At 63.3% G+C, this 14,240-nt stretch carries 16 protein-coding genes; 12 read left to right on the top strand and 4 right to left on the bottom strand.

The annotated features are described in order from the left end of the window. Positions 1 to 175: 175 nt before the first annotated feature. From urtB to ureC, 10 genes are all read left to right on the top strand, one after another. Positions 176 to 1,678, top strand: coding sequence for an urea ABC transporter permease subunit UrtB (gene urtB, locus M5B96_RS28570; RefSeq protein WP_248800277.1), 1,503 nt, complete (start codon positions 176 to 178; stop codon positions 1,676 to 1,678). Beyond that, the gene (urtC, locus tag M5B96_RS28565; protein WP_248800276.1) at positions 1,678 to 2,757 is read left to right on the top strand and encodes an urea ABC transporter permease subunit UrtC; all 1,080 of its coding nucleotides are present in this window, start codon (positions 1,678 to 1,680) and stop codon (positions 2,755 to 2,757) included. The genes urtB and urtC overlap by 1 nt, the downstream gene beginning before the upstream one ends. Continuing rightward, complete coding sequence (gene urtD / locus M5B96_RS28560; RefSeq protein WP_248800275.1) at positions 2,754 to 3,614, top strand: urea ABC transporter ATP-binding protein UrtD; 861 nt, start codon at positions 2,754 to 2,756, stop codon at positions 3,612 to 3,614. Before urtC ends, urtD begins: the two co-directional genes overlap by 4 nt. A 224-nt stretch (positions 3,615 to 3,838) precedes the next feature. Beyond that, the gene (gene urtE / locus M5B96_RS28555; protein ID WP_248800274.1) at positions 3,839 to 4,537 is read left to right on the top strand and encodes an urea ABC transporter ATP-binding subunit UrtE; all 699 of its coding nucleotides are present in this window, start codon (positions 3,839 to 3,841) and stop codon (positions 4,535 to 4,537) included. 30 nt (positions 4,538 to 4,567) lie between these two features. Next, positions 4,568 to 5,407, top strand: a complete 840-nt coding sequence (locus M5B96_RS28550; RefSeq protein ID WP_248800273.1) for an urease accessory protein UreD — start codon at positions 4,568 to 4,570, stop codon at positions 5,405 to 5,407. 43 nt (positions 5,408 to 5,450) lie between these two features. Further along, entirely contained in the window at positions 5,451 to 5,753 is a 303-nt protein-coding gene (ureA, locus tag M5B96_RS28545) for an urease subunit gamma (RefSeq protein ID WP_248800272.1), read from the top strand. 8 nt (positions 5,754 to 5,761) lie between these two features. After that, a complete protein-coding gene (locus tag M5B96_RS28540) occupies positions 5,762 to 6,295 on the top strand; it encodes a GNAT family N-acetyltransferase (RefSeq protein WP_248800271.1) in 534 nt (177 codons plus the stop codon). A gap of 6 nt (positions 6,296 to 6,301) precedes the next feature. Further along, positions 6,302 to 6,835, top strand: coding sequence for a GNAT family N-acetyltransferase (locus M5B96_RS28535; protein ID WP_248800270.1), 534 nt, complete (start codon positions 6,302 to 6,304; stop codon positions 6,833 to 6,835). Next, entirely contained in the window at positions 6,832 to 7,140 is a 309-nt protein-coding gene (locus tag M5B96_RS28530; RefSeq protein ID WP_248800269.1) for an urease subunit beta, read from the top strand. Before M5B96_RS28535 ends, M5B96_RS28530 begins: the two co-directional genes overlap by 4 nt. 184 nt (positions 7,141 to 7,324) lie before the next feature. Next, positions 7,325 to 9,025 carry an urease subunit alpha gene (ureC, locus tag M5B96_RS28525; protein WP_248800268.1) on the top strand — a complete coding sequence of 567 codons (1,701 nt, stop codon included), beginning with the start codon at positions 7,325 to 7,327 and terminating at the stop codon, positions 9,023 to 9,025. A 103-nt stretch (positions 9,026 to 9,128) separates the two neighbouring features. On the opposite strand, the gene M5B96_RS28520 is transcribed toward ureC, so the two are convergent. Then, on the bottom strand, positions 9,129 to 9,383 hold the full coding sequence (locus M5B96_RS28520) for a hypothetical protein (protein ID WP_248800267.1): 255 nt from the start codon (positions 9,381 to 9,383) through the stop codon (positions 9,129 to 9,131). Between the two features lie 97 nt (positions 9,384 to 9,480). Further along, positions 9,481 to 9,816 carry a thioredoxin gene (locus M5B96_RS28515; protein WP_248800266.1) on the bottom strand — a complete coding sequence of 112 codons (336 nt, stop codon included), beginning with the start codon at positions 9,814 to 9,816 and terminating at the stop codon, positions 9,481 to 9,483. A gap of 197 nt (positions 9,817 to 10,013) precedes the next feature. On the opposite strand from M5B96_RS28515, the gene M5B96_RS28510 reads away from it, so the two are divergent. After that, positions 10,014 to 11,153, top strand: coding sequence for a sensor histidine kinase (locus tag M5B96_RS28510; protein WP_248800265.1), 1,140 nt, complete (start codon positions 10,014 to 10,016; stop codon positions 11,151 to 11,153). A 174-nt stretch (positions 11,154 to 11,327) separates the two neighbouring features. On the opposite strand, the gene M5B96_RS28505 is transcribed toward M5B96_RS28510, so the two are convergent. Both M5B96_RS28505 and M5B96_RS28500 read right to left on the bottom strand, forming a co-directional pair. Next, positions 11,328 to 11,633: a chaperone modulator CbpM gene (locus tag M5B96_RS28505; protein ID WP_248800264.1), complete on the bottom strand. Its 306-nt coding sequence runs from the start codon at positions 11,631 to 11,633 to the stop codon at positions 11,328 to 11,330. Positions 11,634 to 11,635: 2 nt separating this feature from the next. Next, positions 11,636 to 12,586 (bottom strand): DnaJ C-terminal domain-containing protein, encoded by a 951-nt coding sequence (locus M5B96_RS28500; protein WP_248800263.1) that lies wholly within the window; start codon positions 12,584 to 12,586, stop codon positions 11,636 to 11,638. A 309-nt stretch (positions 12,587 to 12,895) separates the two neighbouring features. Here M5B96_RS28500 and M5B96_RS28495 point away from each other — a divergent pair, with 309 nt between their 5' ends. After that, complete coding sequence (locus M5B96_RS28495; protein ID WP_248800262.1) at positions 12,896 to 14,161, top strand: Hsp70 family protein; 1,266 nt, start codon at positions 12,896 to 12,898, stop codon at positions 14,159 to 14,161. Positions 14,162 to 14,240: the final 79 nt, after the last annotated feature.

Genomic DNA, 14,240 nt, shown 5'->3' with positions numbered 1-14,240 from the left:
TTATGTGGGAGCGGTACTTGTCGGATCGCCGCACCGCCGCGAAGGGGGCCTTGAGGCCGCTAAAAGCTTCGCGGGCAAGCTCCGCTCCCACACAAGCACCACCCCCACATAACCTCTGCGCCCACACAAGCACGATCGCTTGAAGTTCGTCTTTTCCATGTGCCAGGCCATTGATATGCCCACTGCCCTATACCGGTTTCTCCTCGCCCTCGCGCTGCTGTTGCCGATGGCCGCCCACGCCGGCGACGCCGAAGACTTCGTCGCCGCCGACTCCAGCCAACAGGCCACCCTGCTGGAAACCTGGGCCGCGCACCCGGAACCGACACGCATCGAGCTGGTCAACGCCCTGCAAAGCGGCCAGTTGACGCTCAACGGTGAAACCAAGACCTTGCGCCTGAACAACCGTCTGCGCGGCCTGATCGACACCGCCGTCGCGGCCCAGCAACTGCTCGCCGCCGATGCCAAGGTCCGCCTGGCCGCCGCGCAGCAACTGCAAAAAAGCGCCAAGCCGGCGCAACTGAAATTCCTCGACCAGCAACTGGCCGGCGAAACCAACGCCGCCGTCCGCGCCGCCCTGAGCCTGGCCCTGGCCAATCTGCAACTGGTCGACAGCGATCCGGCGGTGCGCCTGGCCGCCGTGCGCCTGCTCGGTGACAGCGGCGAGCCGCTGGCCCGCACCCGCCTCGAAGGCTTGCTGCAACCCGGGGTCGAAACCGACGCCGGCGTGCGTACCGCCACCGAAACCAGCCTGGCGCAAGTCAAACGCAAGCTGATGATCGGCGAATGGCTCGGCCAGGCCTTCAGCGGCCTGTCCCTGGGTTCGATCCTGTTGCTGGCGGCCCTGGGCCTGGCGATCACCTTCGGCCTGCTCGGGGTGATCAATATGGCCCACGGCGAAATGCTCATGCTCGGCGCCTACGCCACCTATGTCGTGCAGTTGCTGTTCCAGCGCTTCCTGCCCCAGGCCATCGAGTTCTACCCGCTGGTGGCACTGCCAGTGGCGTTCTTCGTCACCGCCGGGATCGGCATGGCCCTGGAACGCACGATCATCCGCCATCTCTATGGACGCCCACTGGAAACCCTGCTCGCCACCTGGGGCATCAGCCTGATGCTGATCCAGCTGGTCCGTTTGCTGTTCGGCGCGCAGAACGTCGAAGTGGCCAACCCGGCCTGGCTTTCCGGCGGTATCCAGGTGCTGCCCAACCTGGTCTTGCCCTACAACCGCCTGGTGATCATCGCCTTCGCGCTGTTCGTGGTGGTCCTCACCTGGCTGCTGCTGAACAAGACCCGCCTGGGCCTGAACGTCCGTGCTGTCACCCAGAACCGCAATATGGCCGCCTGCTGCGGCGTGCCCACCGGACGGGTGGACATGCTCGCCTTCGGCCTCGGCTCCGGCATCGCCGGCCTCGGCGGCGTAGCGCTGAGCCAGATCGGCAACGTCGGGCCGGACCTGGGCCAGAGCTACATCATCGACTCCTTCCTGGTGGTGGTGCTCGGCGGGGTCGGCCAGTTGGCCGGCAGCGTCATGGCCGCCTTCGGCCTGGGCATCGCCAACAAGCTCCTCGAACCGCAGATCGGCGCGGTACTGGGCAAGATCCTGATCCTCGCGCTGATCATTCTGTTTATCCAGAAACGCCCGCAAGGACTCTTCGCACTGAAAGGACGGGTGATCGACTGATGAACCAGCCCCTGATGCTCACCGCGACACAAAAGGCCGGGCCCGGCCTGACGATCGCCATCGGCGCGATCGTGCTGGCGCTGCTGCTGGTCTTGCCGCTGCTGTCGCTGCTGCCGCCGGAGAACCTGTTCCACGTCTCGGCCTACAGCCTGACCCTGGTGGGCAAGATTCTCTGCTACGCCATCGTCGCCCTGGCCCTGGACCTGGTTTGGGGTTACGCCGGCCTGCTGTCCCTGGGCCACGGCCTGTTCTTCGCCCTCGGCGGCTATGCCATGGGCATGTACCTGATGCGCCAGGCGTCCGGCGACGAACTGCCGGCGTTCATGACCTTCCTGTCCTGGACCGAGCTGCCCTGGTACTGGACCGGCACCAGCCACTTCCTCTGGGCCTTGTGCCTGGTGGTGCTGGCGCCGGGGTTGCTGGCGCTGGTGTTCGGTTTCTTCGCCTTCCGTTCGCGGATCAAGGGCGTGTACTTCTCGATCATGACCCAGGCCCTGACCTTCGCCGGGATGCTGCTGTTCTTCCGCAACGAAACCGGCTTCGGCGGCAATAACGGCTTTACCAACTTCCGCAGCATTCTCGGCTTCGGCATCACCGAACCGGGCACCCGCGCGGCACTGTTCTTCGCCACCGTGGTGTTGCTGGTTGCCAGCCTCTACAGCGGCTGGCGCCTGGCCCGGAGCAAGTTCGGCCGGGTGCTGACGGCGCTGCGTGACGCGGAGAACCGCCTGATGTTCTGCGGCTACGATCCCCGTGGTTTCAAACTCTTCGTCTGGGTCTTGAGCGCGGTGTTGTGCGGTCTGGCCGGGGCGCTGTATGTGCCGCAGGTGGGGATCATAAACCCCAGCGAAATGTCGCCGACCAACTCCATCGAGGCCGCCGTATGGGTGGCCCTCGGCGGGCGCGGCAGCCTGATCGGCCCGTTGCTCGGCGCAGGCATGGTCAACGGCATGAAGAGCTGGTTCACCGTGGCCTTCCCTGAGTACTGGCTGTTCTTCCTCGGCGCACTGTTTATCGGCGTGACCCTGTACCTGCCCAAGGGCGTGATCGGGTTGCTGAAGAAAAGGGGCGAACAATGAGAGTCACCGCGACCGCCGAATTCATGCTCGAACCGATCCTTGAGCCAAACAAAGACGCCGGCAGCAGCCGCGACGCCATCGGGCTCGGCCAGGCCAGGGGCGACGGCCTGGATACCCGCCATGGCACCATCCTGACCCTGGAGGACATCAGCGTCAGCTTCGACGGCTTCAAGGCCCTGAACAACCTGAACCTGTACATCGGCGTCGGCGAGCTGCGCTGCATCATCGGCCCCAATGGCGCGGGCAAGACCACCCTGATGGACGTGATCACCGGCAAGACCCGGCCCAGCCACGGCAAGGCCTGGTTCGGCGAGACCCTCGACCTGTCGACGATGAGCGAAGTACAGATCGCCCAGGCCGGGATCGGCCGCAAGTTCCAGAAACCGACGGTGTTCGAAGCGCTGACGGTGTTCGAGAACCTGGAACTGGCGCAGAAGACCGACAAGTCGGTGTGGGCCAGCCTGCGGGCGCGTTTGAGCGGCGAGCAGAAAGACGGGATTGCCCGGGTCCTGGAAACCATCCGCCTGAGCGGCTCGGTCAATCGCCCCGCCGGCTTGCTGTCCCACGGCCAGAAGCAGTTCCTGGAGATCGGCATGTTGCTGGTGCAGGCCCCGCAACTGTTGCTGCTCGACGAGCCGGTGGCGGGCATGACCGATGCCGAGACCGAGTTCACCGCCGAGCTGTTCAAGAGCCTGGCCGGCAAGCATTCGCTGATGGTGGTGGAGCACGACATGGGCTTTGTCGGGGCGATAGCCGACCATGTCACCGTGCTGCACCAGGGGAGCGTGCTGGCCGAGGGGTCGCTGGAGCAGGTGCAGGAAAACGAGCGGGTGATCGAGGTCTACCTCGGGCGATAGCTGTACCGATTCCCCCTGTAGGAACGGTGCTTGTGTTGGGAATGGTGCTTGTGGGAGCGGAGCTTGCCCGCGAAGCTTTTAGCGGCCTCAAGGGCCCCTTCGCGGCGGTGCGGCGATCCGACAAGCTCCGCTCCCACACAAGAACTGCTCCCACAGGTTAAGCCGTGAGACAGCCCATGCGTCCACCCCAATCAGAATTTGCGACAGTTGATGAGAGCCTGACCATGCTGCAAGTCGACAAACTGCACCAGTACTACGGCGGCAGCCACATCCTGCGGGGCCTGTCCTTTGACGTGAAAGTCGGCGAAGTCACCTGCTTGCTGGGCCGCAACGGCGTGGGCAAGACCACCCTGCTCAAGTGCCTGATGGGCCTGCTGCCGGCCAAGGAAGGCGCCGTGCAGTGGGAAGGCCAGGCCATCACCCGGCTCAAGCCGCACCAGCGGGTCCACGCCGGCATCGCCTACGTGCCCCAGGGCCGGGAAATCTTCGGCCGCCTGAGCGTGGAAGAAAACCTGCTGATGGGCCTGTCACGTTTTCCAGGTTCTGAAGCCAAGGAAGTCCCGGCCTTTATCTACGAACTGTTCCCGGTCCTGCTGCAAATGAAGCAACGCCGTGGCGGCGACCTTTCCGGCGGCCAGCAGCAACAGCTTGCTATCGGAAGGGCCCTGGCCAGCCGCCCGCGCCTGCTGATCCTCGACGAACCCACCGAAGGCATCCAGCCGTCGGTGATCAAGGAGATCGGCGCGGTGATCAAGCAGCTCGCCGCCCGCGGCGACATGGCGATCCTGCTGGTGGAACAGTTCTATGATTTCGCCGCCGAGCTGGCCGATCAGTACCTGGTGATGTCCCGGGGCGAGATTGTCCAGCAAGGCCGTGGAGAAAATATGGAAGCCGAAGGTGTGCGCGGCTTGGTTACGATCTAACCTGTAACGTCCCGACGATAATTAGAAACCATGAATTTACCTGCCACTCACGCCCTGTTCACCCCCAGCTGGCATGCCGAACTGGAACTCGGCTATGCACGCTTCGGTGATTGCACGCGCCCGGTCACCCGGCGCCACCTGGGCCCGTTGCGGGTGCAAAAACACCTGTACGCCGAAGGCCCGCAAGTCTGCCAGCACATCATCGTCCACCCGCCGGGCGGAATTGCCGGCGGCGACCGGCTGGCGATCAGTACCCGCGTCGAAGCCGATGCCTGGGCGCAACTGACCAGCCCCGGCGCGGCCAAGTGGTATCGCGCCACCGGGCCGGCCTACCAGACCCTGGACCTGCAGGTCGCCGCCGGGGCGACCCTGGAGTGGCTGCCGCAGGAAACCATCGTGTTCAGCGCCGCCCAGGCCGAACTGCGCACCCGCATCGACCTTGAAGGCGATGCCCGGCTGTTCTACTGGGACATGGTCGCCCTCGGACGCCCCGCCAGCGGCGAGCGTTTCGACCTCGGGCATTTCCAGTCGCAGCTGGACATCCACCGCGACGGCCGCTTGCTCTGGCACGAACGGCAGCGTATCCAGGGCAGCGACGGCCTGCTCGACTCGCCCATCGGCCTCGACGGCCAGCCGGTCTTCGCCACCTTGCTGGTGACCGGCGAGATTGACAGCGAGTTGCTCGAACGCTGCCGTTCAGTAGCGACTCGGGTACGCGGCGACCTGACCCAACTACCCGGCCTGCTGGTCGCTCGCTGCCTGGCCGGCGAGGCCCTGCACGCCCGTGCCTGGCTGATCGAACTGTGGCGGCTGTTGCGCCCGGCCCTGCTGGGTCGCGAGGCCGTGCCACCACGGATCTGGAACACATGACTATGCCGACCTTCTTTTACTGCCTGCCAACGGACTCTTAACCATGGACCTGACCCCCCGCGAAAAAGACAAACTGCTGATTTTTACCGCTGGTCTGGTGGCCGAACGGCGCCTGGCCCGTGGGGTGAAACTGAACTATCCGGAAGCCATGGCCTACATCTCGGCGGCCCTGCTGGAAGGCGCCCGCGACGGCCAGACCGTGGCCGAGCTGATGCACTACGGCACCACGCTGCTCAACCGTGAACAAGTGATGGAAGGCATCGCGGAAATGATCCCGGAGATCCAGGTCGAAGCCACCTTCCCCGACGGCACCAAGCTGGTCACCGTCCACCAACCCATCGCCTGAGGCCGAGCATGTCCTATGTCATCCGTGATGCCGCCCACGCCGACCTGCCGGCGATCCGCGACATCTACAACGATGCGGTGCTTGACACCACCGCCATCTGGAACGAACAACCCGTGGACCTGGGCAATCGCCAGGCCTGGTTCAGCGCCCGCCAAGGCCAGGGTTATCCGATCCTGGTGATCGTCGACAGCGCTGACACGGTGCTTGGCTATGCCTCCTTCGGTGACTGGCGGCCCTTCGAGGGCTTCCGGCACACCGTCGAGCACTCGGTCTACGTACGCAGCGACCAGCGTGGCAATGGCCTCGGCCCGCAGTTGATGGCGGTGCTGATCGAGCGCGCCCGTGGCTGCGGCAAACATGTGATGGTCGCCGCCATCGAAAGTGGTAACAGCGCTTCCATTCGCCTGCATCAACGCCAGGGCTTCGCCATTACCGGACAGATGCCCCAGGTGGGGGTCAAGTTCGGCCGTTGGCTGGACCTGACCTTCATGCAACTGACCCTGAATCCGGGCGCCCTGCCGCCTGCCGTCAACCAGGAGTAACCCGCCATGAACGCCGCCCAACTGCGTCGTGTGAATAACGAAAGCTTTGCGCACTACCGCCAGGGTTTGATCGATTTGCTGCTCGATGCCGTTCGGCACGGCGCCAGCGTGGGTTTCATGGCCGATCTCGATGCCGGCCAGGCCCGCGACTACTTCGACACGGTGCAAGCCGCGCTACAGGACGGCAGCCTGCTGCTCTGGGTGGTGGTGCGTGACGAACAGGTGCTGGCCAGCGTGCAACTGAGCCTGTGCCAGAAGGCCAACGGCCTGAACCGCGCCGAAGTGCAAAAACTGCTGGTGTACAGCGAGGCCCGCCACCGCGGTCTCGGCCAGCAACTGATCCAGGCCCTGGAACTGACAGCGAAACAGCACAAGCGCGGCCTGCTGTACCTCGACACCGAGGCCGGTTCCGAAGCCGAAGCCTTCTACAGCGCCCTGGGCTACACCCGGGTCGGCGAACTGCCGAACTACTGCGCGACACCGGATGGTCGCTACAAGGCCACTGCCATTTACTTCAAGACCCTGGGACAACCCGAATGATTCCTGGCGAATATCAGATCCAGCCCGGCGACATCGAACTCAATGTCGGGCGCCGGACCCTCAGCCTGACTGTGGCGAACAGCGGTGACCGACCGATCCAGGTCGGCTCGCACTATCATTTTTTCGAGAGCAACGACGCCTTGAGCTTCGATCGCGCCGCCAGCCGCGGCATGCGCCTGAATATCCCGGCCGGTACCGCCGTGCGTTTCGAACCGGGGCAGAGCCGCGACGTTGAATTGGTGGAGCTGGCCGGGTTGCGGCGGGTGTTCGGCTTTGCCGGACGAGTGATGGGCGACCTGGATTGACGCTGCTGATAGTGGCGAGGGGGCTTGCCCCCGTTCGGCTGCGCAGCAGTCGTCGAATCATAGAACGCGCTCTATCTGATAGACCGAAGTGTCGGCTTTTAGGGGCGCTGCGCGCCCCAACGGGGGCAAGCCCCCTCGCCACAAAAAATCGCACATGCCTCCATTTTGTGTTCAGGGAAACCCAATGAAGATTTCCAGACAAGCCTACGCCGACATGTTCGGCCCCACCGTCGGCGACAAGGTGCGGCTGGCCGACACCGAACTGTGGATCGAAGTGGAAAAGGACTTCACCACCTACGGCGAAGAAGTGAAGTTCGGCGGCGGCAAGGTGATCCGCGACGGCATGGGCCAGGGTCAACTGCTCGCCGCCGAAGTCGTCGACACCCTGATCACCAACGCCCTGATCATCGACCACTGGGGCATCGTCAAGGCCGACGTCGGCCTCAAGGACGGCCGTATCAAAGCCATCGGCAAGGCCGGCAACCCGGACATCCAGCCCGATGTAACCATCGCCGTCGGCGCCAGCACCGAAGTCATCGCCGGTGAAGGCATGATCCTCACCGCCGGCGGCATCGACACCCATATCCATTTCATCTGCCCGCAGCAGATCGAAGAAGCGCTGATGAGCGGGGTCACCACCATGATCGGTGGCGGCACCGGCCCGGCTACCGGCACCAACGCCACCACCTGCACCTCCGGGCCCTGGCACCTGGCGCGCATGCTCCAGGCCGCCGACGCCTTCCCGATGAACATCGGCTTCACCGGCAAGGGCAACGCCAGCCTGCCGCAGCCGCTGATCGAGCAGGTCGAGGCCGGTGCCATCGGCCTCAAGCTCCACGAAGACTGGGGCACCACGCCGGCGGCCATCGACAACTGCCTGAGCGTGGCCGACCAGTACGACGTACAGGTGGCGATCCACACCGATACCCTCAACGAATCCGGCTTTGTCGAAACCACCCTCGCCGCATTCAAGGGCCGCACCATCCACACCTATCACACCGAAGGCGCCGGTGGCGGCCATGCCCCGGACATCATCAAGGCCTGCGGTTTCCCCAATGTGCTGCCCAGCTCGACCAACCCGACCCGGCCGTTCACCCGCAACACCATCGACGAACACCTGGACATGCTGATGGTCTGCCATCACCTCGATCCGAGCATCGCCGAGGACGTGGCCTTCGCCGAAAGCCGTATCCGCCGGGAAACCATCGCCGCCGAAGACATTCTCCACGACCTCGGCGCGTTCTCGATGATCAGCTCCGACAGCCAGGCCATGGGCCGCGTCGGTGAAGTCATCACGCGGACCTGGCAGACCGCCGACAAGATGAAGAAACAACGCGGCCCGCTGCCGGGCGACGGTGAGGGCAACAGCAACTTCCGGGTCAAGCGCTACATCGCCAAATACACCATCAACCCGGCGATCACCCATGGCATCAGCCATGAAGTGGGCTCGATCGAAGTCGGCAAATGGGCCGACCTGGTGCTCTGGCGCCCGGCGTTCTTCGGGGTGAAACCGACACTGATCCTCAAGGGCGGGGCAATTGCCGCCAGCCTCATGGGCGATGCCAACGCCTCGATCCCGACACCGCAGCCGGTACACTACCGGCCGATGTTCGCCAGCTACGGCGGCTCATTGCATGCCACCAGCCTGACCTTTATCAGCCAGGCCGCGCAGGCCGCGGGCCTTCCCCAGAGCCTGGGCTTGAAGAAAAAGATTGCCGTGGTCAAGGGCTGCCGCGATGTACAGAAAACCGACCTGATCCACAACGACTACCTGCCGCACATCGATGTCGACCCGCAGACCTACCAGGTCAAGGCCGATGGCGTGCTGCTGTGGTGCGAACCGGCGGACGTGCTGCCGATGGCACAACGCTATTTCCTCTTCTGAGCCCTGTATCAGGAGCACGGCTTGCCAACGATGCTTTTGCCCTCAAGGCCGCCTTCGCGACGGTCTGGCGTCCCGGCAAGCCCTGCTCCTGCAACAGTGCCGATCAGGATTGAATAGCAGAGAACAGGGTCTTCGTGGACTCGACCAGCCCCAACTGCTGCAGGCAGTCATTGATCGCGTCCATCATGCCGAGATCTCCCGGATGGGGCTTGCCATTCAAGACCCGGTGCAAGGCGCATAGGAACTCCAGCTTACCGACGGCATTGTCGCTGGCCATATCCCTGGTGCCGTCGGCAATGCTCAGTGCCGTTTGACTGATCTGGGTGGCGACATAGCTCAGTAGCTCGATTTGGGTCACGATATTCAATCTCCGGATAGTTATTTCAAACTTCTGAAATCACGAACGAGATCCGGACAACTCAGCAGCAACGAACAACCCGGAGGGATAAAGCACCTTATGCCAGCAACTCATCGGCCAGGGTGTCCGGCCGCCCATCATTGTAATAACCAAGCAACTGCTTCGTTTTTATATAAACCAGTGTCGAGGGATCCCCCGGATTGACGTTGTATCGCCTGGCAACAGAGGAGCCGGCGATCAGCTCCATGCGCAGGGCTGTAATTCTGCCGTCGTATTTCTCGGCCAGCTTATCGAATACTTCAACCATCTTGCCGCTCGAGTTAAGCGAACCGTCGCTCTTTTTCGTCGGCCCGACGATTTGCAGGATGACTGGAAGTTTGGTTTTCGCAAACTCATCATCAAATGTTTGATCGGTCACGCTGATAACAGTCATGATCAAGCTCCTTTAACAGAGTGCGCGGTGGCGGGAAGGGCTCGCGACTTCACACTATGCCTTCGGAGGAACGGTCGTCTACTGTCAGAAATGACAGGTATAGACGAGCCGGTGCGCCTGTAACCCGCCCCGCCAAACGGACGCAAAGGCGCTAAGCTAGCCATTACACTGGCAGCCACCCCTTCGAGATAACGAGCATGCACTTATCCACCTTTATCGTGCAGCAGGTCGACAGCATCGTCGATGAGTGGGAACAGTTCGCGAAAACCCTGACTCCGGCAGCGGATGCCATGGGCCGGGGTGACCTGCGCGACCACGCCAAATCGATCCTGCTGGCCGCCGCCCGGGACATGCAAACCCAACAGAGCGCCAGCGAACAGACCGCCAAGTCCAAGGGCGACAGCCCGGACAGCAGCCCCGGCCTGGACATTGCCGCCGCCAGCCACGGCGAACTGCGCCACACCGCCGGTTTCGACCTGATGCAGATGACTTCGGAGTTCCGGCACCTGCGTGCCTGCGTGATTCGTCGCTGGGTCGGCAGCCTGGTCTCGCCTGAGCTGGAGCATTTCCAGGAGATGATTCGCTTCAACGAAGCCATCGACGAAGCCCTGACCGAATCTACCGCCGCCTACGCCGAACAGGTGAACCGCTCACGGGATATTTTCCTCGCCATTCTCGGCCATGACCTGCGGGCGCCCTTGCAGGCCGTGAGCATGTCCACCGAAATGCTGGTGCGCAAGACCCGCCTGGACGCCGACGGCCTGCTGTATGTCGCCAGTATCAGGCGCGGCGCCCGACATATGGGCAGCATGATCAGCGACTTGCTGGAGTTTGTCCGCAGCCGTCTGGGCAGCAGCCTGCCCATCGACCCGGCACCGATGGACCTGAGCAGTGCGGCGAAGGCCGTGATCAATGAAGCCTGGGCCGGACAGCCGGATTGCCTGCCGCTGCTGAAGGTGGAAGGCGATGTGCACGGGGTGTGGGATCGGGGACGCATCGAGCAACTGCTGCAGAACCTGATCGGCAATGCCTTGCAACACGGCGCCAGCCATCGGCCATTGACGCTAAGCCTGGAGGGTGGCGCCGACACTGTCAGCCTGACCATGCACAACTTCGGTACGCCGATCCCAAAAGAAGCCCTGGCGACTATCTTCGATCCGCTGGTGCGTAGCGCCAGCGAAGAGATCGGCCAGCCGGGTACCGCCACCAGCCTGGGGTTGGGACTGTATATCGCCAAGGAAGTGGTGACGGCCCATCAGGGCACGATCGAGGTCAGCTCCAGCAGCGAGGACGGGACACGCTTTACCGTGGTCCTGCCCAGGGTGTCACGGGCCTAGCGACGCGATCCATCAGGTACACCGCGTCATCGTTCGTCGCCAGCAAACCGGCTCCCACAAGGGATTTGTGCCCGCCACAAATTCCTTGTCCGACACAGCCCCCCTGTGGGAGCTGGCTTGCCAGCGATCCGCCTCAGGCGGCCATTCCACCCGGCTACTGGATACAGACCCCATTCAATCGTGCACAAAGCGCCCCAGGCGCTGGCGCAGCATCTGGTTTTCCGCCCGCAGCCGCTGCACTTCAGCCAGCAGGTCCAGCGCCAGGGCGACGCCTTCCCACTCCAGCTCCAGCTCCCGATGCAGCTTCACCGCGCGGCGGGCAATACCCGGGGCCTCATCGCCAAAACGCCAGGCCTCGGGCGAACGCCCCTGAGGTTCAAGAATGCCGTGCTCGACGATTTCGATCACGTAGGCAACCGGCAATTGGGTCACCTCACAAAAAGCCTGCATATCCAGTTGAACGTTCAAGGGGCTGCTCATGATTAGCTACTCCATTGCTCTCTCGGGTCGAAGGCGGCCTTTTTCGCCAGTTCCTGCCACAACGCCTTGACGGCGTCGTCGTTCTGCCGGGGCATGACCGCCTTGAGTTGCACGAACAGATAACCGCGCTGCCCGGCCTTGTTCAACAAGCCATGGCCCTTGGCCCGCATGCGCTGGCCGTTCTGGCTGCCCGCCGGGACCTTGAGGTTGATCTTGCCGGTCAAGGTCGGCACCGCGACCTCGGCCCCCAACGCCAGCTCCCAGGGGGCCAGCGGCAAGGTGATGATCAGGTTCTCTCCTTCGACATCAAATTTTGGGTGAGGTGCGAAACGAATCGTCAGATACAGGTCGCCATTCGCCCCGCCGCCGACACCCGGCGCCCCCTGGCCCTTGAGGCGGATACGTTCGCCGTCGGTGACACCGGCCGGAATCTTTACGTTCAGGCTCTTGCTGGTGTTACTGACATGCTGACCAGCGGCGTTGTGCTGCGGGATCTGGAAACTGACCTTCTTCGACTCGTTGGACAGGCTTTCTTCCAGGAAGATCGGTAATTCCAGCTCCACGTCCTGCCCTCGCCGGCCGGCGCTGCGGCCCGCTTGTCCACCACCAAAACCATTGCCGCGCGAGCCGAAGATCGAACTGAAGAAGTCCGAAAAGTCGCCCGTGTCCGCGCCGCCGCCACCGAAGCCGCCACGTCCCTGCCAACCCGGCGGGCCCTGGAACGGCTGGCCGTGCTGGCCGTATTTACGCAGATCGTCGTATTCGGCGCGCTTGTCGGCGCTTTTCAGCGCTTCATAGGCCTCGGAGGCGTCCTTGAATTTCGCCTCGGCGTCCTTTTCCTTGCTGACATCCGGGTGGTACTTGCGCGCCAGCTTGCGGTACGCGGCCTTGATGGTCTTGTCGTCCGCCGTCGGCTCCACACCCAGGATCTTGTAATAGTCTTTGAAGTCCATCTAAGGATCACCATCCGTTATCGATATCGCGCCGCTCGGCAAGACACAGCATGCGCGCATTCGCGCGGCAAAGATTGACCGATCTCAAGGCTGTGACTCAGGGGCGCTGCAGAAGTTTATCGGCGGTCACTGCGATTTCTTGTCATCGACAGACACAAACCGAACCAATGACTGCAAGTTTGGGGACGATTGCCCGCCTTTCAAGTCCAATCCGTTACAAGAACCGCTATTTAACGGATCACCGGCCTTCGAATCCGTGCGCGACTGGCATACACTGCGCGGCCGTTTTGCAACCGGAACCCGAACACCATGAACAACGCCTCTGGCGCCCGTGCCTGCGGTATCGACTTCGGCACCTCCAACTCCACCGTCGGCTGGATCCGCCCCGGCATGGAAACGCTGATCGCGCTGGAAGACGACAAGATCACCCTGCCGTCGGTGGTCTTTTTCAACTTCGAGGAGCGCCGCCCGGTCTATGGCCGGTTGGCCCTGCACGAGTACCTGGAAGGCTACGAAGGCCGGCTGATGCGCTCGCTCAAGAGCCTGCTGGGCTCCAAGCTGATCAAGCACGACACCAGCGTGCTCGGCACGGCGATGCCGTTCAAGGACCTGCTCGGGCTGTTTATCGGCCAGTTGAAGCTGCGCGCCGAAGCCACCGCCGGTCGTGAGTTCGAGCAAGTGGTGCTGGGCCGCCCGGTATTCTTCGTCGACGAAGACCCGGCCGCCGACCAGGAAGCCGAGGACACCCTGGCCGAAGTGGCGAAGAAGCTCGGTTTCAAGGAGGTGTCCTTCCAGTACGAGCCGATCGCCGCGGCTTTCGACTACGAGTCGACCCTGGACCGCGAGGAACTGGTGCTGATCGTCGACATCGGCGGCGGTACCTCGGACTTCTCCCTGGTGCGCCTGTCACCGGAGCGTCGGGGCCTGGACAACCGTCACGACGATATCCTCGCCACCGGCGGCGTGCACATCGGCGGGACCGACTTCGACAAGCAACTTTCGCTGGCCGGCGTGATGCCGCTGTTCGGCTACGGCAGCCGGATGAAGAGCGGCGCCTATATGCCCACCAGTCATCACATGAACCTGGCGACCTGGCACACGATCAACTCGGTGTACTCGCAGAAAACCCACCTGGCCCTGGGTAGCATGCGCTACGACATCGAGGACACCGGCGGTATCGATCGCCTGTTCAAGCTGATCGAACAGCGCGCCGGACACTGGCTGGCGATGGAAATCGAGGAAACCAAGATCGAGCTGACCCATGCCGCACAGCGCCATGTGCCACTGGATCGCATCGAACCGGGCTTGAGCGTGGAGTTGAGCCGGGCCCTGTTCGAGTCGGCCATCGACAACCTGCTGGAGCGCATCCGCAACAGTGTCAGCCAGTTGCTCGGCGATGCCGGGGTCGGGGTCGCGCAGGTCGACACGGTGTTCTTCACCGGCGGTTCCAGCGCCATTCCGGCACTGCGCCAGAGCGTCTCGGCGATGTTGCCCAACGCCCGGCATGTGGAAGGCAATATCTTCGGCAGCATCGGCAGCGGCCTGGCGATCGAAGCGAAGAAGCGCTACGGCTGAACCCCAGGGAGCTGAACTGACACGCGCCCCCCGTAGGAGCCGGCTTGCTGGCGATGCGGCCAGTGAGCCTTGCATCGCC

It is taken from the genome of Pseudomonas sp. MWU13-2105 (assembly GCF_023242315.1).
Taxonomy (GTDB): domain Bacteria; phylum Pseudomonadota; class Gammaproteobacteria; order Pseudomonadales; family Pseudomonadaceae; genus Aquipseudomonas.
Note: the sequence above shows the minus strand (reverse complement) of the source record. Positions and strands in the feature narration are given on the sequence as shown.